The sequence below is a fragment of the Streptomyces sp. NPDC050548 genome, from assembly GCF_044457385.1.
Lineage (GTDB): Bacteria > Actinomycetota > Actinomycetes > Streptomycetales > Streptomycetaceae > Streptomyces.
The window spans coordinates 228,059-247,055 of the sequence record NZ_JBITGV010000001.1 but is presented as its reverse complement, the minus strand read 5'-3'; the positions used below and the strand labels follow the sequence as shown (position 1 = coordinate 247,055).

Annotated in this window: 18 protein-coding genes; 9 read left to right on the top strand and 9 right to left on the bottom strand. The window is 70.5% G+C overall.

The genetic code is table 11. The features are described from left to right. Positions 1–169: 169 nt before the first annotated feature. The 3 genes from ACIBJH_RS01115 to ACIBJH_RS01105 all read left to right on the top strand — a co-directional run bounded on the left by ACIBJH_RS01115 (position 170) and on the right by ACIBJH_RS01105 (position 3,017). Positions 170–1,498, top strand: coding sequence for a S1C family serine protease (locus tag ACIBJH_RS01115; RefSeq protein ID WP_399114765.1), 1,329 nt, complete (start codon positions 170–172; stop codon positions 1,496–1,498). 211 nt (positions 1,499–1,709) lie between these two features. Continuing rightward, the gene (locus ACIBJH_RS01110; RefSeq protein ID WP_399114764.1) at positions 1,710–2,138 is read left to right on the top strand and encodes a sec-independent translocase; all 429 of its coding nucleotides are present in this window, start codon (positions 1,710–1,712) and stop codon (positions 2,136–2,138) included. Between the two features lie 222 nt (positions 2,139–2,360). Beyond that, on the top strand, positions 2,361–3,017 hold the full coding sequence (locus ACIBJH_RS01105) for a hypothetical protein (protein ID WP_399114763.1): 657 nt from the start codon (positions 2,361–2,363) through the stop codon (positions 3,015–3,017). A gap of 78 nt (positions 3,018–3,095) precedes the next feature. On the opposite strand, the gene ACIBJH_RS01100 is transcribed toward ACIBJH_RS01105, so the two are convergent. The 3 genes from ACIBJH_RS01100 to ACIBJH_RS01090 are packed head-to-tail and all read right to left on the bottom strand — an operon-like array spanning position 3,096 to position 6,148. Beyond that, the gene (locus tag ACIBJH_RS01100; RefSeq protein ID WP_399114762.1) at positions 3,096–4,229 is read right to left on the bottom strand and encodes an Mrp/NBP35 family ATP-binding protein; all 1,134 of its coding nucleotides are present in this window, start codon (positions 4,227–4,229) and stop codon (positions 3,096–3,098) included. Between the two features lie 43 nt (positions 4,230–4,272). Then, complete coding sequence (locus tag ACIBJH_RS01095; RefSeq protein WP_399114761.1) at positions 4,273–4,857, bottom strand: DUF1003 domain-containing protein; 585 nt, start codon at positions 4,855–4,857, stop codon at positions 4,273–4,275. Next, entirely contained in the window at positions 4,847–6,148 is a 1,302-nt protein-coding gene (locus tag ACIBJH_RS01090; protein WP_399114760.1) for a magnesium transporter MgtE N-terminal domain-containing protein, read from the bottom strand. The genes ACIBJH_RS01095 and ACIBJH_RS01090 overlap by 11 nt, the downstream gene beginning before the upstream one ends. A gap of 191 nt (positions 6,149–6,339) precedes the next feature. Between ACIBJH_RS01090 and ACIBJH_RS01085 the strand changes: the two genes are divergently transcribed. Continuing rightward, the gene (locus ACIBJH_RS01085) at positions 6,340–7,056 is read left to right on the top strand and encodes a hypothetical protein (protein ID WP_399114759.1); all 717 of its coding nucleotides are present in this window, start codon (positions 6,340–6,342) and stop codon (positions 7,054–7,056) included. Between the two features lie 6 nt (positions 7,057–7,062). On the opposite strand, the gene ACIBJH_RS01080 is transcribed toward ACIBJH_RS01085, so the two are convergent. After that, positions 7,063–7,578, bottom strand: coding sequence for a hypothetical protein (locus tag ACIBJH_RS01080; protein ID WP_399114758.1), 516 nt, complete (start codon positions 7,576–7,578; stop codon positions 7,063–7,065). A 23-nt stretch (positions 7,579–7,601) separates the two neighbouring features. Next, positions 7,602–8,720, bottom strand: coding sequence for a magnesium and cobalt transport protein CorA (locus ACIBJH_RS01075; RefSeq protein WP_399114757.1), 1,119 nt, complete (start codon positions 8,718–8,720; stop codon positions 7,602–7,604). Positions 8,721–9,241: 521 nt separating this feature from the next. On the opposite strand from ACIBJH_RS01075, the gene ACIBJH_RS01070 reads away from it, so the two are divergent. Beyond that, positions 9,242–9,838 carry a suppressor of fused domain protein gene (locus ACIBJH_RS01070; protein WP_399114756.1) on the top strand — a complete coding sequence of 199 codons (597 nt, stop codon included), beginning with the start codon at positions 9,242–9,244 and terminating at the stop codon, positions 9,836–9,838. 42 nt (positions 9,839–9,880) lie between these two features. Here the strand turns inward: ACIBJH_RS01070 and ACIBJH_RS01065 are convergent, their stop codons facing one another. Next, positions 9,881–11,122 (bottom strand): MFS transporter, encoded by a 1,242-nt coding sequence (locus tag ACIBJH_RS01065; protein WP_399114755.1) that lies wholly within the window; start codon positions 11,120–11,122, stop codon positions 9,881–9,883. 148 nt (positions 11,123–11,270) lie between these two features. On the opposite strand from ACIBJH_RS01065, the gene ACIBJH_RS01060 reads away from it, so the two are divergent. The 3 genes from ACIBJH_RS01060 to ACIBJH_RS01050 all read left to right on the top strand — a co-directional run bounded on the left by ACIBJH_RS01060 (position 11,271) and on the right by ACIBJH_RS01050 (position 13,587). Then, positions 11,271–11,912, top strand: a complete 642-nt coding sequence (locus ACIBJH_RS01060; RefSeq protein ID WP_026179063.1) for a DUF6758 family protein — start codon at positions 11,271–11,273, stop codon at positions 11,910–11,912. A gap of 157 nt (positions 11,913–12,069) precedes the next feature. After that, positions 12,070–12,927: a PHP domain-containing protein gene (locus ACIBJH_RS01055; protein WP_399114754.1), complete on the top strand. Its 858-nt coding sequence runs from the start codon at positions 12,070–12,072 to the stop codon at positions 12,925–12,927. 54 nt (positions 12,928–12,981) lie between these two features. Beyond that, positions 12,982–13,587, top strand: a complete 606-nt coding sequence (locus ACIBJH_RS01050; protein ID WP_399114753.1) for a MarC family protein — start codon at positions 12,982–12,984, stop codon at positions 13,585–13,587. A gap of 131 nt (positions 13,588–13,718) precedes the next feature. Here the strand turns inward: ACIBJH_RS01050 and ACIBJH_RS01045 are convergent, their stop codons facing one another. Further along, the gene (locus ACIBJH_RS01045; RefSeq protein WP_019058373.1) at positions 13,719–13,871 is read right to left on the bottom strand and encodes a hypothetical protein; all 153 of its coding nucleotides are present in this window, start codon (positions 13,869–13,871) and stop codon (positions 13,719–13,721) included. Between the two features lie 196 nt (positions 13,872–14,067). Here ACIBJH_RS01045 and ACIBJH_RS01040 point away from each other — a divergent pair, with 196 nt between their 5' ends. Continuing rightward, complete coding sequence (locus ACIBJH_RS01040; RefSeq protein ID WP_262055811.1) at positions 14,068–14,961, top strand: NYN domain-containing protein; 894 nt, start codon at positions 14,068–14,070, stop codon at positions 14,959–14,961. Positions 14,962–14,966: 5 nt separating this feature from the next. Here the strand turns inward: ACIBJH_RS01040 and ACIBJH_RS01035 are convergent, their stop codons facing one another. Next, positions 14,967–15,845 carry an alpha/beta fold hydrolase gene (locus ACIBJH_RS01035; protein WP_399114752.1) on the bottom strand — a complete coding sequence of 293 codons (879 nt, stop codon included), beginning with the start codon at positions 15,843–15,845 and terminating at the stop codon, positions 14,967–14,969. A 150-nt stretch (positions 15,846–15,995) separates the two neighbouring features. Then, positions 15,996–18,671, bottom strand: coding sequence for a DEAD/DEAH box helicase (locus ACIBJH_RS01030; RefSeq protein WP_399114751.1), 2,676 nt, complete (start codon positions 18,669–18,671; stop codon positions 15,996–15,998). Positions 18,672–18,997 lie beyond the last annotated feature (326 nt).

Below are 18,997 nucleotides of genomic sequence, written 5' to 3'. Positions count from 1 at the left end.
AGCGGGCGGTGGGGAGCACATGAACGAGGGGACACCGGAACCGAGGCCCACGAAACCGAAGTGGTGGGGTCGAGGGCGGGCGGAAACGCCTGGTGCGGCTGCGAGCGGAGAAGCCGCTTCCGCCGATGTCGATGCCGACGCCGATGCCGACTTCGAGCTGGGGCGCCCCGTGGAGGCGCCCGGCGCCGCCCCACAGGCCCTCACGACGGCCTCCGGTGCTCCCGCCCCACCGGCCCCCTCAACGGCTTCCAGCAACCCTGCCCCACTTGACCCCACCCCCACCCCCGTTTCCGACCCCTGGCACCGCTACGACCCCTGGGCGCCCGCACCGCTGATCGCCCCCCTCCAACACACCGGCGCCGCGACGCCCACCCATCAACAGCGCCGCAACCGCACCCGGAGACTCCTCCTCGTCTCCGGACTCGTGCTCGCGCTGGTCTCCGGGGGCGTCGGCGGTGTCGTAGGGGCGTATCTGGAGCGGGACGGTGTCGGTGGGGACGTCGTGCTGCCGCAGGCCGGTGTGGAGAGTGGGGGGCGGGCGGTCGGGAGTGTGGCCGGGATCGCCGCTCGGGCGCTGCCCAGTGTCGTGACCCTGCATGTGACCGGTGACGAGGAGTCGGGGACCGGTACCGGGATCGTGCTGGACACGCGGGGGCACATCCTCACCAACAACCATGTCGTGCAGCCCGCGGGCAGTGACGGCGAGATATCCGTGAGCTTCAGCGGGGGACGGACCGCCAGGGCGAAGGTCGTCGGGCACGACACCGGGTACGACCTCGCCGTGGTGCGCGTGAGCGGTGTGCGCGGGCTCAGGCCGATGCCCCTGGGCAACTCCGACAATGTGCGGGTCGGCGACCCCGTCGTGGCGATCGGCGCGCCCTTCGGCCTCGACAACACCGTGACCGCCGGGATCATCAGCGCCAAGGACCGGCCCATCACGGCCGGCGGCGACGCGGCGGACGGGAGCGACGTCTCGTACGTCGACGCCCTGCAGACCGACGCGCCCATCAACCCGGGCAACTCCGGCGGACCGCTGCTCGACGCCCAGGGGCGGGTCGTGGGGATCAACTCGGCGATCCGGTCCGCCGACGACGGGACCGACACGGGCGACGGCCAGGCCGGTTCGATCGGGCTCGGCTTCGCCATCCCCGTCAACCAGGCCAAGCGGGTCGCCGAGGAACTGATCAACAGCGGGAAGGCCACCCACCCGGTCATCGGCGTCACCCTCGACATGGACTACACCGGGGACGGCGCCCGTGTGGCGACGAAGGGCAGCGACGGGGGTCCCGCCGTCACCACCGGCGGCCCCGGTGCCCAGGCCGGCCTCAAGCCGGGCGACGTCATCACGGAGGTCGACGGCGAGCGTGTCCACTCCGGCGACGAACTCATCGTCAGGACCCGCGCCCACCGCCCCGGCGACCATCTGCGCCTGACGCTCCGGCGGGACGGCAAGGACATGACCGTTTCGCTCGTTCTGGGCTCCTCGACCGGTGAATGAGCCGGTGATTGACAGAAACGTCACAGGTGAGAGCCCCGCAGCCGGTCCCACTAGGCAAACAACCCGGAAAACCGGTCCCATACACCCACTCGTAGCCCACGGGACAGTACCGGTCGGGTGGGATCGCCGGGTACCGTGGACCCGGCCCGGACCACGGAAGACGCGCACTGACCACCGAGGGCCGAGGACCGAGGATCGCAAGGAGCTTCAGGTGTTCAATGACATAGGACCGCTAGAGCTGGTGACGATCATTGTCCTCGCCGTGCTCGTCTTCGGTCCGGACAAGCTCCCGAAGATGATCCAGGACGTCACGCGGACGATCCGGAAGATCCGGGAGTTCTCGGAGAGCGCCAAGGCGGACATCCGGGAGGAACTGGGCCCGGACTTCAAGGACTTCGACTTCGAGGACCTGAACCCCAAGACGTTCCTGCGCAAGCAGCTGGACAACGACGAGCTGGGGCTCAAGGAGATCCGCAACGGCTTCGACCTGAAGAAGGAGATGGCCGAGGTCACGGAGGCGGTGCAGAGCGCCGACACCCCGAGTTCCCCGTCCGCTTCCGGTGGCCGTCTCGACATGACCAAGAAGCCCGAGGACCCCGAGAAGGACGAGCGCCCGCCCTTCGACGCGGACGCCACCTGACCCTCCCGCGCGGCTCGCGCAGCGCTTCCCACGTGACGCGTTTCATACCTCCGCCACGCCCTCGTACGGCCTGAACACGGCCTCCGCACGCCTTACGCGCCGGGCGCTTTCCGGGCTGCCTCCCACGAGGTGGCTATGCTGCCGAGTTGTTGTGCGGACCGGGCGAGTCGCCCGAAGGGGGGCGGGCCGCCCCGGTCCGACGAGAGCGAGGAGGCGTCCGGCATGGAGACGACGAGTCGGGTAGGCGCGCAGGCGCCGGCCGCGGAGGGTGGACAACAGGTCCCCTCCGCCCGGCGCACGGTCGACGGCTATCTGCTGGCGCCCTTCCCGTGGTACGGCCTCGACGAGGCCTTCACGGGGCCGCGCTGGCTGATGCAGGTGGGCATGGCGGCGGACGGTGCCGTCGAGCACGGTTCGATCGGGCACGGCGACGAGCCCTCCGTACGCAACGAAGGCACCGAGGACAAGGAGAAGTTCGCGGTGGTCGTCACCGTCGCGGGCAACCCCGCGCGCCGCACCGCGGACGGCACGGGTCTCCTGGAGGCCACGTCGGTGTCCTCGGCGGCCTGGCTCGCCGGTGTCGGACTGCTGTCCTTCACCTGGCCCGGCCAGATGGACCACACCCTGCGCGACGACTGGCTGGAGCAGCAGACGGAGACGGCGTGGGTGCTGGCGGACGACCTCGTCGGCGACGACTGGTCGACGCTGTCCCTGCCGGTGGACGGGGTGCCCACGCCGTTCCACTACCGCGAGTCGGAGTTCGGCTGGGTGCTCGCCGGGTCGACGCAGGCGGGGGTGCACGTGGGGGCGTACGGCCGGGGCATGAGTGCGTACGGGCTCGGCTTCGCCATGATCAAGGACATCGGCACGTACGCCTAGCGGCGGGCCGCGGCGAGTGGGGAGCTGCGGGCCCGTTGTGGCTGGCCGCGCAGTTCCCCGCGCCCCTGGTGGGCTGCCCTAGAACTTGTTTTTAGGGGTGATCCCCAAGGACAGTCCCGAAAGACCCCGCTGGCGCACCCCGAGCTTCCCCGCGATCGCCCGCAGCGCCGCGCCCGCCGGGGAGTCGGGGTCGCTGAGCACCACCGGCTTGCCCTCGTCGCCGCCCTCGCGGAGGCGGACGTCGATCGGGATGCTGCCCAGTACGGGGACCGAGGCGCCCGTCGTGCGGGTCAGGCCTTCCGCGACCGACTGGCCGCCGCCCGTGCCGAAGACGTCGACCATCTCGCCGCAGTGCGGGCACGGCAGGCCCGCCATGTTCTCGACCACGCCGACGATCTTCTGGTGGGTCTGTACGGCGATGGAACCGGCCCGCTCGGCGACCTCGGCCGCCGCCTGCTGAGGGGTCGTCACGACGAGGATCTCGGCGTTCGGGACGAGCTGGGCGACCGAGATCGCGATGTCGCCCGTCCCGGGGGGCAGATCAAGAAGAAGTACATCCAGGTCGCCCCAGTACACGTCCGCCAGGAACTGCTGGAGCGCGCGGTGGAGCATCGGGCCGCGCCACACCACCGGTGCGTTGCCCGGGGTGAACATGCCGATGGAGATGACCTTCACGCCGTGCGCCGACGGCGGCATGATCATGTTCTCTACCTGGGTGGGAGTGCCGTCCACGCCCAGCATGCGCGGCACGCTGTGGCCGTAGATGTCGGCGTCGACGACCCCGACCTTGAGGCCGTCGGCGGCCATCGCCGCCGCGAGGTTCACCGTCACCGAGGACTTGCCGACGCCGCCCTTGCCGGAGGCGACCGCGTAGACGCGGGTGAGGGAGCCGGGCTGGGCGAAGGGGACCTCGCGCTCGGCCTTGCCACCGCGCAGTGCGGTCGCGAGTTCCCTGCGCTGCTCGTCGCTCATCACGTCGAGGGTCACGTCGACGCCGGTGACGCCCTCGACGCGCGAGACCGCCTCCGTCACGCGTTGCGTGATCGTCTCGCGCATGGGGCAGCCGGAGACCGTCAGGTACACGGTGACCGCGACCGCTCCGTCCGCACCGATGTCCACCGACTTGACCATCCCCAGTTCGGTGATGGGTCGGTTGATCTCGGGGTCGTTCACCGTCGACAGCGCTTCACGCACCGCGTCTTCCGTAGCCATAGGGTCGATGGTACGGCGCCGACCCGTCCCTTCGGCCAGCCCCTCAGCGGTCGTCTGCGTCACGCACGGCAGACCGTTCTGCCGGGAATACGACATGCCCGTCGTGCCGTACGTCCAGCTCCTTCACGAGGTCCTGCAGCTCGGAGCGGATCCAGTCCCGGGTCGCCACCTCGCCGAGACCGATGCGCAGGGCGGCGATCTCGCGGGTGAGGTACTCGGTGTCGGCGATCGACCGCTCGTTCTGCTTGCGGTCCTGTTCGAGGTTGACCCGGTCGCGGTCGTCCTGCCGGTTCTGCGCGAGCAGGATCAGCGGAGCGGCGTAGGAGGCCTGGAGCGACAGCATCAGGGTGAGGAAGATGAACGGGTAGTTGTCGAACCGCAGATCACTGGGCGCGAAGATGTTCCACAGCACCCAGACGATGATGACGATCGTCATCCAGACGATGAACCGGCCGGTGCCCAGGAAGCGGGCGATCCGTTCCGACAGCCGGCCGAAGGCCTCGGGGTCGTACTCGGGCAGGAGCCGGCGCCGGGGCGGGCGCGGCTGGTCGAGCCGGTTCCGCGACCGGGTGGTGGCGGTCGCGCCCGCCGGTGTCCGCTCACGCGTGGTCTCGCGCTCAGGAGTCATGAGCCGCCACCTCCTCTGTCTCTGCCTCGTCCTCGTCCAGGTGGAATTCCGTCTCCCGCCAGTCCTCCGGCAGCATGTGGTCCAGTACGTCGTCCACGGTCACCGCGCCGAGCAGCGACCCGGTCTCGTCGACCACGGGCGCCGCGACCATGTCGTACGTCGCGAAGAACCCGGCGATGAGCTGCAACGAGGCGTCCGGGTCCAGGGGTTGGAGGTCTCCGTCGATGATCGCGCTGACCAGGGTGTACGGCGGGTCGCGCAGCAGCCGCTGGAAGTGGACCGTGCCGAGGTACTTGCCGGTCGGGGTGTCGTCGGGCGGGCGGCAGACGTAGACCTGGGCGGCGAGGGCGGGGGAGAGGTCGGCGTTGCGGATCCGGGCGAGCGCGTCGGCGACGGTCGCGTCGGGCCGCAGGACGATCGGTTCGGTCGTCATCAGGCCGCCGGCCGTGTGCTCCTCGTAGGACATCAGGCGGCGTACGTCGGCCGCCTCGGAGGGCTCCATCAGGTTCAGCAGCCGCTCCTGGTCCTCCTCCGGCAGTTCGCCGAGCAGGTCGGCCGCGTCGTCCGGGTCCATCGCCTCCAGGACGTCGGCCGCGCGCTCCTCCTTCAGCTTGCCGAGGATCTCGATCTGGTCGTCCTCCGGCAGCTCTTCGAGGACGTCGGCCAGGCGGTCGTCGTCGAGGGCGGCGGCGACCTCGGCCCGCCGCTTGGGGGAGAGATGGTGCAGAACATTGGCGAGGTCGGCGGGGCGCAGCTGCTCGAAGGTGGCCAGGAGGCTCTCCGCGCCCTGTCCCTGCTCCTCCAGGGAGAAACCGGTGACGGCGGACCACTCCACGGTCAGCGTCTCGCCCTTGGCCCTTCTGAAGGCTCCGCCGGTCCTGCCCTTGCGGACGAAGATCCGGTCGATCTCCCAGTCGCGGCGGGCGGGCAGCTGCTGCACCGACAGGTCGAGGACGGTGACCTCCTCGTCGGTCTCCACGAGGGTGACGCGCCGGTCGAGGAGTTCGCCGAACACCAGCCGCTCGGTGGGCCGTTGCTCGAAGCGGCGGACGTTCAGCACCCCGGTGGTGACGACCTGCCCGGACTCGATGCCGGTGACCCGGGTCATGGGGAGGAAGATGCGGCGCCGGGTGGACAGTTCGACGACCAGGCCGAGCAGTCGCGGGGGCCGTTGACCGACGCGGAGCATGGCGACGAGATCGCGGACGCGGCCCACCTGGTCGCCGTTGGGATCGAAGACGGCGACACCGGAGAGGTGCGATACGTAGACCCTGGGGGCGCCCCCTGCCATGGCTGCACCTCCCTTTCTTTTCCTGGTTTCCGGATGTTCCGATTTGCCCGCTCGGACGGGCTTCAGGCTAGCCCGTCCGTATGCGATCCGCGCAGGTGGGCGGTCCGGACCGACTGGCTCCGCCGCGCTCCGGGGACCCCGGTACGCTGCCGTACGCCATCGCCCCCCTCCGCACGAAAGGCCCCCCACCTGTGACTGCGATTCCCCAGGTCCGAAACCGTCGTGCGGCGCTGCTCGGCGCGGTCTGCGTGCTGGCTCTGGCGGGCTGCAGCGAGGATCCGGACGCGGGGACCAACGGGGTCGGCAAGCTGGCCGCCGACAAGATCCAGTCGAAGTCGGTGACGGCCGCGGGCGCCGCCGAGGCGGTACGGCTGTCGGGGACCGTCGTCACCAGCGGGCGGACGTACAAGCTCGACATGCGGCTGAAGTCCGACGGCGGCAGCGGCTCGGTCACCTCGAAGGGCTCGACCTTCGGGCTGCTGCGGGTCGGCGAGAAGCTGTATCTGAAGGCGGACGCCGACTTCTGGAACAGCAACGGGGACTCGGGCGTCGGCGACTCGCTGCACGGCAAGTACGTGAAGGTGCCGCAGGGCGACCCCTCGTACAAGAAGTTCAGTGGTTTCACGGACAAGGACGTCCTCCTCTCCAGTCTGCTGACCCTGCACGGGTCGCTCGCGACGGACGGACACCACGACCAGAACGGCGTCCGCACGATCCGCATCACCGGCGACGACGGCTCCGGCGGCACCCTCGACGTGTCGCTTGAGGGCAAGCCGTATCCGCTCCGGCTGGTCCGTGCGGGCGGCGCGGGCACCCTGACCTTCTCGGACTGGGGCAAGAGCTTCGCCGTGACGGAACCCGCGGACGACGACACTGTCGACTACGGCAAGCAACTGCCGTCTTCCTAGCGGCAGTTACCGCTGTTTGCGTTTCTTCAGCAGCAGGCGCGGCAGCGCGGCCGGGGCCGGTTGACGGGTCGTCGCGGGGGAGGGCAGCGGGGGCCGCGCCAGCGAATCCTCCGTCAACTCGGCTGTCGCGCCCGTCGGTTCGAGCCGCAGCACCCGGCACTCGCGCGCCCAGCGCTCCGTCATCGCCTCGCCGTCGGGCGCGTTGAGCCGCTTGCCCTTCAGCTCGCCGACGGCCGCGGTCCAGGCCTCGGACCCCGGCGCCAGTTCCACGACCTTCGCCGTCCATACGACCAGCCGGCCGCCCTTGTCCTTGCTGCGGACCGTGACCTCGGCGCCGCCGCCGTCGACCAGTCCCGGCAGCGGCTGCTCGCCGGGACCGTCGCCGATCAGACAGGCCGCGCCCTCGTGCCAGACGTGCCACAGGGCCCGGGCCGGCACACCCGGACCGCCCACCCAGACAAGGCCGGACTTCTTCGTGGCCTCCTCGACGAGGGCCTGGTCGAGCAGCTCGCTGCTAGTCATGGCACTCAGCCTATCCAGGCCGCTCACAGCCAGCCGTTGCGCTTCAGCGTGCGGTGGATCGCCAGACACACGGTCACCGTGAAGGCGAGCACCGCCGGATACCCGTACTTCGCGTGCAGTTCGGGCATGTGCTCGAAGTTCATGCCGTACACGCCGGTCACCATCGTCGGTACGGCGATGATCGCGGCCCACGCGGTGATCTTCCGCATGTCCTCGTTCTGCGCGACGGACGCCTGCGCCAGGTTGGCCTGGAGGATCGAGTTCAGCAGTTCGTCGAAGCCGATGACCTGCTCGTGGACCCGGGCGAGGTGGTCGGCGACGTCCCGGAAGTACTTCTGGATGTCCGGGTCGATCAGTCGCATCGGGCGCTCGCTCAGCAGCTGCATGGGACGCAGCAGCGGCGACACCGCACGCTTGAACTCCAGTACCTCACGCTTGAGTTGGTAGATCCGCGCCGAGTCGACCCCGCGCGAGACCCCGCCCCTGCGGCCCGGCGTGAACACCTCGGTCTCGACCTCGTCGATGTCGTCCTGCACCGCGTCCGCGACCGCGACATAGCCGTCCACGACATGGTCGGCGATCGCGTGCAGCACCGCCGAGGGACCGCGGGCGAGCAGCTCCGGGTCGTCCTGGAGGCGGTGCCGCAGCGCCCGCAGCGAGCCCTGCCCGCCGTGCCGGACGGTGATGAAGAAGTCCCGCCCGGTGAAGCACATGACCTCGCCGGTCTCCACCACCTCGCTGTTGGCGGTGAGTTGGTCGTGCTCGACGTAGTGGATGGTCTTGAACACGGTGAACAGGGAGTCGTCGTAGCGCTCCAGCTTGGGCCGCTGGTGGGCCTGTACGGCGTCCTCGACGGCGAGCGGGTGGAGTCCGAACTCCCGGGCGATACCGGCGAATTCGGCCTCGGTCGGCTCGTGCAGCCCGATCCACACGAAGCCGCCGTCGCGCCGCACCTGGCGCATCGCCTCGTGCGGGGTGAGCGGCTTGCCGGTGTCGACGCGGGCACCGTCGCGATAGACGGCGCAGTCGACGACGGCCGACGGGGTGCCGGGGTCACGCGTGGTGTCGTACGCGCCGCCGTCCTTGCGCAGGGCGGGGCGGGACGGGCGGACCACGGCACGCAGGTCGCGGATCATCGACATGGCGGGCTCCTTCGCGACGAGCAGCGAAAGGCGCCAACGACGGTTGGAACTGCCCGGAATGGGGACGTCCTGTGTGCGGATGTTTGGCACGTCCACAAAGCGGGGAGCACCGCACCGTCGCGGTGGCGAGTTTCGCTACTGATACAAGGCACTGACTTACAGGCACCGACCGACTGAGAGCTGACTGCGAACAGACAGACCACAGAGAAGGCCGGACGGATCAGGTGAAGAAACGAAGTGCTCTTCCGCGACGGTGAAGAAGTGCGAGCGGCGACAGCCGGCTGGAGGCCAGAACCGGAGCTACGACATCAGCGGCCGGAAGAGCGGGTGGTACTGCCAGGTCGACTTCGGTCCATTGCAGCCCCACCTCCTCCGGCCGGTCCCCCGTAGGGGAGTCTCAAGGGCGTCGGACTTGATCGCGACGCTTCTGCGTGCTGCCCGAACGACCGGCCCAGAGTATCAGCAGGCCGAAGTGTCAAGGCGCTGCTTTGCCCGGTACTGACGAGTTCTATGCTCCCCGCATGGTTGATGTTCTTGCTCTGGTCGAGGCACGGTTGCGCACCGCGCTGGGCGAACCCGACGCGCGCGCGGCAGTCACTTTCCTGGGCACGGACCGCGTCGAGGTACTGCGTTTCCAGGACGCCGGACCGGAGGGCGGCATCGTCCGCTACGCCACGCTCGGCATGTCCGCACAGCCCATGAGCGACCCCACCGCGATGCTCGCCGACCCGGTCTCGGGCCCCCGCGCCGAACTGGTCCTCTCCGTGCGCGGCGGCCTCGCCGACACCGACAAGGTGCTGCGCCCGCTCGCCGTACTCGCCGCGTCCCCGCAGGTCGAGGGCGTGGTCGTGGCCCCGGGCGCCTCGCTCGACGTGGGCGAGCCGCTGTGGCCCGGTGCCCCCTTCACCTCGGTGCTGGTCGCCGAACCGGGCGGCCTGATCGAGGACCTGGACCTCGACGCGCCCCTCGACCCGGTCCGCTTCCTCCCCCTGCTCCCCATGACCCCGAACGAGGCCGCCTGGAAACGCGTCCACGGCGCCCAGGCCCTCCAGGAGCGCTGGCTGACGAACGGGACGGACCTACGGGATCCGTCCCGCACGTCCGTCCCGCTCGACTGACAGCCGGAGTGAGCAAGCTCACCAACGACGGCCGGGATCCGGCTAGTTGGCGAACACCGCGACACTGTCCTCGGTCGCGTGCTTCGGCTCCAGCTCCTCGGCCTCGTGGGTGAGCGCGGTCCGTCGTACGACGACCACCAGCGCGCCCAGCGCCGCGGTGACGGCGGCGACCACGAACGGGATGTGGATGTCGGTCCAGCCCTCGATCCTCGGTGCGAAGAACGGCGCGGCGGCCGCGGCGAACCAGCGGACGAAGTTGTAGCCCGCGCTCGCCACCGGGCGCGGCGCGTCCGAGACGCCGAGGGCCAGCTCCGTGTAGACGGTGTTGTTCACGCCGATGAAGGCACCGGACAGGATCGTGCAGACGACGGCGGTCGTGTGGCTGCCGTAGCCGAGGACGAGCACGTCGACGGCGAGCAGCACCAGGGAGCCGCCGAGCACCTTCAGGGAGCCGAAGCGGGACTGCAGGCGCGGGGCGACGAAGACCGAGAAGACGGCGAGCAGCACACCCCAGGCGAAGAACACGGCCCCCGACTTGTAGGGGGTCATGTTCAGCACGAACGGGGTGAAGGCCAGCACGGTGAAGAACGTGTAGTTGTAGAAGAAGGACGAGATCGCGGCGGAGGCGAGGCCGCCGTGGCCGAGCGCCTTGAGCGGGTCCAGCAGTGATGTCTTCCGCGCGGGCTTCGGCTGTTCCTTCAGGAACGCCGTGATGCACAGGAAGCCGATCGCCATCAGGAACGCGGTGCCGAAGAAGGGGTAGCGCCAGCTCTGGTTGCCCAGCAGGGCGCCGACCAGCGGGCCGCAGGCCATGCCGAGGCCGAGGGCGGACTCGTAGAGCAGGATCGCGGCGGCGCTGCCGCCGGCCGCCGCGCCGACGATGACCGCGAGGGCCGTCGAGACGAAGAGCGCGTTGCCGAGGCCCCAGCCGGCCCGGAAGCCGACGAGTTCGCCGACCGAGCCCGAGGTGCCGGCGAGACCGGCGAAGACCACGACGAGGGCGAGGCCGAGCAGCAGGGTCTTCTTGCCGCCGATCCGGCTGGAGACGAAGCCGGTGACCAGCATCGCGACGGCGGTGATCAGGAAGTACGAGGTGAAGAGCAGGGAGACCTGGCCGGCGGTGGCGTCCAGGCCCTTGGCTATCGACGGCAGGATCGGGTCGACGAGCCCGATGCCCATGAAGGCGACGACCGAGGCGCCGGCGGTGGCCCATACGGCCTTCGGCTGCCGCAGCAGGCTGCCGGTGCCGGCTCCCGTGTCGAAGGGGTCGTCCGTCCCGTCCATACTTCCTCCCAAGTAGTTGGTGTATGCACATAGTAAGTTAGGCAAGGTAATAAATGCAAGCTGCATCTAGTTTCGCTCGGTGAGTGGCCCGAGCCGGACGGGTGATCGTCCTTGACGTGGGGGTGTGAGGGTAGGACCGTGGGGCCCTATGAGGGGCGAACCCAGTTGCCCGAAGTGTGGTGGCCGGGTCAGGGCTCCCGGACTCTTCGCCGATTCCTGGCAGTGCGATGTCCACGGCACGGTGCATCCGGTGCAGCCCGTGATCCCGCCCAGCGTCGAGGCCCTCAGCGTCGTCGTGCATCGCACGCAGGTACCCGTGTGGATGCCGTGGCCCCTGCCGGTCGGCTGGCTGTTCACGGGCGTGGCGTGCGCGGGGGACGACCGGAGCGGGGGTCGTGCGACGGCTGTCGCGTGTTCCGGGCCCGGGCCGCTCGGCGGGATGGGTGAGCTGATCCTTGTCGCGGAGGAGCTGGGGGTCGGGCTCGGGGCGCGGTACGCGGGGATCGACGGGCCGGATCCTGGGCCGTACATGAGCGTCGAGAAGCCGCCGCAGGCGAAGCTGCTTGCGGCCGGGCGGCCTACGCCGTTGTGGCATGTGGCCACGGCGCCGGATGATCGGGCCGTTTTCGCCGGTGAGGCGTTGGGGCTGTGGCTGTGGGCTGTTGTCTGGCCTGAGCAGTCGGGGTTGTTGATGTACGACGAGTTGGTGCTTACGGATTTGCGGGATGCGGGGGCGGAAGTAGATCTTGTGCCGTGCGGTGCGTTGTCGCCGCGCTTGCTGGAGCCGTAGCGGTTCGGTTTGTGGGTTGGTGCGGGTGCGTTGTGGCTGGTCGCGCAGTTCCCCGCGCCCCTTAGGGGCGTGCGCTGCAGGGTGTTCATGAGGGGCCCGCGGTTGCCGTTACCCTTGAGTGGTCCCATGTTGAACTGTCGCCGTCTGGAGCCTGCGCGTGCGTATCGATCTGCACACCCACTCCACGGCCTCCGACGGTACGGACTCGCCTGCTGAGCTGGTGCGGAATGCCGCCGCCGCCGGGCTGGACGTCGTCGGGCTGACCGATCATGACACCAGCCGTGGGTACGGCGAGGCGATCGACGCGTTGCCCTTGGGGCTCACGCTCGTCACCGGGGCCGAGATGTCCTGTCGGATCGACGGGATCTCGATGCACATGCTGGCCTATCTCTTCGATCCCGAGGAGCCGGCGCTGCTCGCCGAGCGGGAGCTGGTGCGGGACGACCGGGTGCCGCGGGCCCGGGCCATGGTGGAGCGGTTGCGGGAGCTGGGTGTGCCGGTGACCTGGGAGCAGGTCGCGCGGATCGCCGGTGAGGGGTCGGTCGGGCGGCCGCATGTCGCCACCGCGCTGGTCGAGCTGGGTGTCGTACCGACCGTGAACGACGCCTTCACCGTGGACTGGCTGGGCGACGGCGGCCGGGCGCATGTGGCGAAGCACGAGACCGATCCGTTCGAGGCGATCCGGCTGGTCAAGGGCGCGGGGGGCGTGACCGTGTTCGCGCACCCGGGGGCCAGCAAGCGCGGGCGCACCGTGCCGGAGTCCGCCATCGCCGAGATGGCCACGGCCGGGCTCGACGGCATCGAGGTCGATCACATGGACCACGACGCGGAGACGCGGGTGCGGTTGCGGGGGCTCGCGAAGGAACTCGGGCTGCTGACCACCGGGTCCAGCGACTATCACGGGAGCCGCAAGAGCGTGCGGCTCGGTGAGTACACGACCGATCCCGAGGTCTACGGCGAGATCACGCGGCGCGCGACGGGTGCGTTCCCGGTGCCGGGTGCCGGCGGAGCCTGACCCCGCCCGCGTCCTCCCCGTTCACCTCTCTTCTGCAAGGCTTGTGGCTCACCCATGTTCGACGTCGCCGTCTTCGGCTCTCTCTTCCTGACCCTTTTTGTCATCATGGATCCCCCTGGGATCACCCCGATCTTCCTCGCGCTGACCGCCGGACGGCCGGCCAAGGTGCAGAGGCGGATGGCCTTCCAGGCCGTGTGTGTCGCGGGCGGGGTCATCACCGTCTTCGGGCTGCTCGGGCACCAGATCCTCGACTATCTGCATGTCTCCGTGCCCGCGCTGATGATCGCGGGCGGGCTGCTGCTCCTGCTGATCGCGCTCGACCTGCTCACCGGCAAGACCGACGAGCCGAAGCAGACCAAGGACGTCAACGTCGCTCTCGTACCGCTGGGCATGCCGCTGCTCGCCGGGCCGGGTGCGATCGTGTCCGTCATCCTCGCCGTGCAGAAGGCCGACAGCGCGGCCACGCAGGTGTCGGTGTGGGCGGCGATCCTCGCCATCCACGCCGTGCTGTGGGTGGTGATGCGGTACTCGCTGCTGATCATCCGGGTCATCAAGGACGGCGGGGTCGTCCTCGTCACGCGGCTCGCGGGGATGATGCTGTCGGCCATCGCCGTGCAGCAGATCATCAACGGGGTCACCCAGGTGATCAGGGCGAGCTGAGCCGGCCGGACACGAAACACCGGACACGCGGAACCCCGCACGGCGTCGGTGCCGTGCGGGGCTCTGAAGTGTGGTCGCGATCCGTCTTCGGTACGCGGGCGAATGTCGTAGGTGTTACGCGGCCCTGAGTGTTACGAGGCCTTGGTCTCGGCGGGGCGGATCCACAGTCGCTGTCCTATGGCGGCGGCCTGTTGCACGATCCGGTTGACGGAGGCGGCGTCCACGACGGTGCTGTCCACGGTGGTGCCGTCGACCTCGTCAAGACGCATGATTTCGAAGCGCATTGGCTTCTCCCTTCGTCTGGTCATCCTCCTGAGGAGAACTACTTGGTTACTGATGTAGTCAACGGGATGCGTGTTACAAACATTCCCTACGCTAAGGAAATTTTTCGAACGCCTAATTACTGACCGGTAAGGGATCGGCACGAGACTGACCGGGACCGGTTGTGTTCGCAGCGTGACCGCCGGGACAATGGTGGCGATGAACGACGACCTCGCGGCCCTCAGCGCCCGCATCGACCGCACGAACGAGCTGCTGCAGCGCATGCTCGCCGAAGTGGCGAAGACGCCCTCGACGCATGCGATCTTCGTCGACGCCGGGTATTTGTATGCAGCCGCGGGCCGGCTCGTCTCCGGGACCGAGGACCGGCGCACCTTCGACCTCGACACGGAGGGCCTCATCGAGGCGCTCATCGACAAGGCCCGCACGATCTTCGCGGACAGCAGGCTGCTGCGCGTCTACTGGTACGACGGCGCCCGCCGCCGCATCCACACCGCCGAGCAGCAGGCCATCGCCGAACTCCCGGACGTGAAGGTCCGGTTGGGCAATCTCAACGCCAACAACCAGCAGAAGGGCGTCGATTCACTCATCCGCTCCGACCTGGAGTCCCTCGCCCGGCACCGCGCGATCAGCGACGCGGCCCTCATCGGCGGCGACGAGGACCTGGTCTCGGCGGTCGAGGCGGCCCAAGGGTACGGCGCCCGCGTCCACTTGTGGGGCATCGAGGCCCCCGAGGGCCGCAACCAGGCCGAGCCGCTCCTCTGGGAGGTCGACAGCCAGCGCACCTTCGACCTGGACTTCTTCAAGCCGTACGTCTCCCGGCGCACCGCCGCCGTTTACGAGGCCGCGGCCACCCGGCCCACCCGCGACGACGTCCGCTTCGTGGGCGCGCAGATCGCCGCGAAGTGGCTCGCCGCGCGGGGGCGGGAAGCGCTGGTGGAGCTGCTGCCCGGGCATCCGTATCTGCCCGGGTCGGTCGACCAGGATCTGCTGGTGGAGGCGGAAGGGCTGCTGCAGTACTCCCTGCGCGGGCAGTCCGATCTGCGGCGGGCGCTGCGGGACGGGTTCTGGGAGCACCTGCAGACGCAGTACTAGCCCTTTTACCGGCTCGCGGTGTCCCAGAAGTCGGCCATGGCCTTCGCCGTCGCGGCCGGCTGGTCCGTGTTCGGCGAGTGCTCGGCCCGCGCGATCACCGTCCGCCGCGCCTTCAGCCGTACGGCCATGTCGTCGAGGAGCGGCACCGGCCAGGTGTCGTCGCGTGAACCCGACAGGACGTGGAGCGGGAGCGGGAGGGCGGCCAGTTCGGCGACCCGGTCCGGCTCGACGCACAACTGGCGTCCCGTGGCGAGGAGTTGGGCCGGCTTCGTGCCCATCCAACGGCGCCGCAGATCGTCCCGGTCGTCCAGCCCCTCGTCCAGCGCACCGCCGGTCTCGGTCTCCTCGGGCGTCTCCATCGCCTGGATCGCGTCCCACACCTCGGCCATCGACATCACGGCGAGCGCGTCCCGCAACAGCTTCACCCGGTCCTGCTGGGACGAGGAGATCTGTGCGGGGCCCGACGCCATGAGCGTCAGCGACACGAACGGCGCGTGGTCCAGGAGTACGGCGGCCCGCGCGATCTGTCCGCCGAGGGAGTGCCCGAGCAGCTGCACCGGCGCGCCGACGGCCTCGGCCAGCGCGAGCACGTCCCGCGCCAACTCGTCCTGGGCGTAGGCGGATTCGTCGTGCTCGGGCCCGTCGGTCTCGTACTGGCCCCGCCCGTCCACGGCGACCGTCCGGTACCCGCGCGCACCGAGCGCCACGTGCAAGGGGTTGAAGTCCTCCTTGCTCCCGGTGAATCCCGGCAGCAGCAGGGCGACCCCCTTCGGCTCGACACCGTCGGCCACGGGCGAGTCCACGACGGCGAACTCACCGCGACCGGTCCGCAGCGGGTACGCGCGAGCGCCGGGGGGCGGGACGAAGGAGGGGGGCCTACTCATGGCCCGAGGTTATCCGGCGAAGCTGAGCGGGTTGGGGACGGGAGGGTGTAACCGGGGTTAACGGGGGAGCGGTGAGTGGCGGGGGAACGCCGACGGCCCGGCCCACGTGGAGTGGGCCGGGCCGTTCGATGTCATGCCCTTCGGGGGCGATCAGCTCTCGCCGGCCTCCGCCGCCGTCGCCGCGGCCTTGCGGGGACGGCGCACCCTCGGCTTGGCCTCCGACTCCTCGGCCGCCTGGGCCGGGATGTCGGCGACGGCCTTGCGGGTCGTGGCGCGACGGCGCGGCTTGGCCTCCGCGTCCTCGGCCACGGGTTCGGCGGCGACGGCAGCGGTCTTCCGGGTCCGGGTGGTGCGCGGCTTGGCCTCGACGGCTTCCGGCGCCTCGGTGGCGACCGCGGCGGCAGCCGTCTTGCGCGTCCGGCGCGGCTTGACCTCGGCGGCTTCCGACGCCTCGACGGCCACCGGAGCGGCGGCCGCCTTGCGGGTCCGACGGGGCTTCGCCTCGACGGCCTCGACCGTGTCCAGGACGGCTTCGGCGGCGACGGCAGCGGTCTTCCGGGTCCGGGTGGTGCGCGGCTTGGCCTCGGCGGCCTCCGGTGCCTCGACGGCCACCGGAGCGGCGGCGACCTTGCGGGTCCGGCGTGGCTTGGTCTCGACGGCCTCGGCCGTGTCCAGGACGGCTTCGGCGGCCACCGCTGCCTTCCGGGTCCGGCGCGGCTTGGCCTCCGCGACGACCCTCTCCTCCACCGCGACCGGGGCCTCGGCGACCTTGCGCGTCGTACGGCGACGGGGCTTCGGCTCCGTGCCCTCCGCGGAGTCGAGCGACGCCTCGGCGGCGCTGCCCTGCTCCTCGGCCGCCTGGGCCGGGATGTCGGCGACGGCCTTGCGGGTCGTGGCGCGACGGCGCGGCCTGGCTTCCGTGCCCTCGGCCGTGTCGACGGCGACGACCTCGGCCGGGGCCGCGGTCTTCCGGGTCCGGGTGCGGCGCGGCTTGGCCTCGACGGCCTCGGCCGTGTCCACGGCGGCCACGGCAGCGGCCTCCGTGGCGGCCACGGCCTCGACCGGCTCCGTGGCGGCTGCGGCCTTACGGGTCCGGCGGCGCGGCTTCGTCTCCTCGACGACCGGGGCCTCGGCCACCGGCGCCTCGGCGACCACGGTCTCGGCCGTCGCGATCGCCGGCTCCGCGGACTTGCGGGTACGGCGGCGGCGCGACGGTGCGGGGGCGTCGAGGGCCGGGCCCTCGGCCGTGGCCACGGCGTTCTCCGCGGCCTCGGGTGCGGCGGCGGAGGTGACTGCCGTGGCCGGCAGCTGCTCTCCCGTCGCTCCGGTGCGGGTGCGGCGACGGCGGCGCGGAGTGCGGGTCGCGGTCTCCTCGGAGGCGGCCAGTGCGGTCTCCTCCGGCGTGGGCGTCACGGCCGTAGCGGCCGAAGTCCCTTCCATCGGGGCGCCGTTGCGCGTACGACGGCGGCGGCGCGGGGTGCGCGCCGGGCGCTCGGCGTCGACGGGACCGGCACCGGAACGGGAGTCGTCCCGGGTGCGGGTGTCCCGGCCGGCGTCACGTCCGCCTCGGCCGCTGTCACGACCGCCACGGCCACCGTCGCGACCGCCACGGCCACGCGGGCCGCCGCGACCACCGGTCTCGCCGAGGTCCTCGACCTCCTCCGCGTCCAGCCCGGCGCGCGTGCGCTCCGAGCGGGGCAGGACACCCTTGGTGCCCGCGGGGATGTTCAGTTCCTCGAAGAAGTGCGGGGAGGTGGAGTACGTCTCCGGCGGGTCGTTGAACTTGAGGTCCAGCGCCTTGTTGATGAGCTGCCAGCGCGGGATGTCGTCCCAGTCGACGAGCGTGACCGCGATGCCCTTGGCGCCCGCGCGGCCCGTACGGCCGATGCGGTGCAGGTAGGTCTTCTCGTCCTCGGGGGACTGGTAGTTGATGACGTGCGTGACGCCCTCGACGTCGATGCCGCGGGCGGCGACGTCGGTGCAGACGAGCACGTCGACCTTGCCGTTGCGGAACGCGCGCAGCGCCTGCTCGCGGGCGCCCTGGCCGAGGTCGCCGTGGACCGCGCCGGACGCGAAACCGCGCTGCTGGAGCTGGTCGGCGAGGTCGGCCGCGGTGCGCTTCGTGCGGCAGAAGACCATGACCAGGCCACGGCCCTCGGCCTGCAGGATGCGGGCGACCAGCTCGGGCTTGTCCATGTTGTGCGCGCGGTAGACGAACTGCTTGGTGTTCGCGACCGTCTTGCCCTCGTCGTCCGGCGCGGTGGCGCGGATGTGCGTGGGCTGCGACATGTACCGGCGCGCGAGACCGATGACCGCGCCCGGCATGGTCGCCGAGAACAGCATCGTCTGGCGGCGGGCCGGCAGGAAGTTGATGATCTTCTCGACGTCGGGCAGGAAGCCCAGGTCGAGCATCTCGTCGGCCTCGTCGAGGACGAGCGACTTGATGTGCTTCAGGTCGAGCTTCTTCTGACCGGCGAGGTCGAGCAGTCGGCCCGGGGTGCCGACGACGACGTCGACGCCCTTGCGGAGCGCCTCGACCTGCGGCTCGTAGGCCCGGCCGCCGTAGATGGCGAGGACGCGTACGTTGCGCACCTTGCCGGCGGTCAGCAGGTCGTTGGTGACCTGTGTGCACAGCTCGCGGGTCGGGACGACGACGAGCGCCTGCGGGGCGTCGGTCAGCTGCTCGGGCTTGGCGCGGCCGGCCTCGACGTCGGCGGGGACGGTGACGCGCTCCAGGAGCGGGAGGCCGAAGCCCAGCGTCTTGCCGGTGCCGGTCTTGGCCTGGCCGATCACGTCCGTGCCGGTGAGGGCGACCGGGAGCGTCATCTCCTGGATCGGGAAGGGGGAGACGATACCGACGGCCTCAAGGGCCTCAGCGGTCTCGGGAAGGATTCCGAGCTCTCGGAAAGTAGTCAGGGTGCTGCCTCTTCTGTGTGCGCGGTGCGAGGCGAGCGCGGGGGTCGTGTCAGGACCGTGCCGGGACGTCGGCTGCCCATACGGCAAGCCGTAAAGACACGGGACAACTGCCGACGCTCTAGCGCTCGAACCGCTGAGGGTCCCCCTCCGAACTTCGTACGCAAAGTGCCGTACGGGTGAGGAGGGCTGTCGGGTCGGAGCCGATCGGGCCACCGACCGGGCATCCTCATTCGTGC

What these genes read in the sequence shown, in the direction of transcription:
- ACIBJH_RS01095 (WP_399114761.1), bottom strand. Translation starts at nt 4,857, where the DNA reads ATGACTCCTGAGCGCGAGACCACGCGTGAGCGGACACCGGCGGGCGCG.
- ACIBJH_RS01105 (WP_399114763.1), top strand. Translation starts at nt 2,361, where the DNA reads ATGGAGACGACGAGTCGGGTAGGCGCGCAGGCGCCGGCCGCGGAGGGT.
- ACIBJH_RS01035 (WP_399114752.1), bottom strand. Translation starts at nt 15,845, where the DNA reads ATGAGTAGGCCCCCCTCCTTCGTCCCGCCCCCCGGCGCTCGCGCGTAC.
- ACIBJH_RS01075 (WP_399114757.1), bottom strand. Translation starts at nt 8,720, where the DNA reads ATGTCGATGATCCGCGACCTGCGTGCCGTGGTCCGCCCGTCCCGCCCC.
- ACIBJH_RS01100 (WP_399114762.1), bottom strand. Translation starts at nt 4,229, where the DNA reads ATGGCTACGGAAGACGCGGTGCGTGAAGCGCTGTCGACGGTGAACGAC.
- ACIBJH_RS01080 (WP_399114758.1), bottom strand. Translation starts at nt 7,578, where the DNA reads ATGACTAGCAGCGAGCTGCTCGACCAGGCCCTCGTCGAGGAGGCCACG.
- ACIBJH_RS01030 (WP_399114751.1), bottom strand. Translation starts at nt 18,671, where the DNA reads ATGACGCTCCCGGTCGCCCTCACCGGCACGGACGTGATCGGCCAGGCC.
- ACIBJH_RS01070 (WP_399114756.1), top strand. Translation starts at nt 9,242, where the DNA reads ATGGTTGATGTTCTTGCTCTGGTCGAGGCACGGTTGCGCACCGCGCTG.
- ACIBJH_RS01050 (WP_399114753.1), top strand. Translation starts at nt 12,982, where the DNA reads ATGTTCGACGTCGCCGTCTTCGGCTCTCTCTTCCTGACCCTTTTTGTC.
- ACIBJH_RS01040 (WP_262055811.1), top strand. Translation starts at nt 14,068, where the DNA reads ATGAACGACGACCTCGCGGCCCTCAGCGCCCGCATCGACCGCACGAAC.
- ACIBJH_RS01065 (WP_399114755.1), bottom strand. Translation starts at nt 11,122, where the DNA reads ATGGACGGGACGGACGACCCCTTCGACACGGGAGCCGGCACCGGCAGC.
- ACIBJH_RS01090 (WP_399114760.1), bottom strand. Translation starts at nt 6,148, where the DNA reads ATGGCAGGGGGCGCCCCCAGGGTCTACGTATCGCACCTCTCCGGTGTC.
- ACIBJH_RS01045 (WP_019058373.1), bottom strand. Translation starts at nt 13,871, where the DNA reads ATGCGCTTCGAAATCATGCGTCTTGACGAGGTCGACGGCACCACCGTG.
- ACIBJH_RS01060 (WP_026179063.1), top strand. Translation starts at nt 11,271, where the DNA reads ATGAGGGGCGAACCCAGTTGCCCGAAGTGTGGTGGCCGGGTCAGGGCT.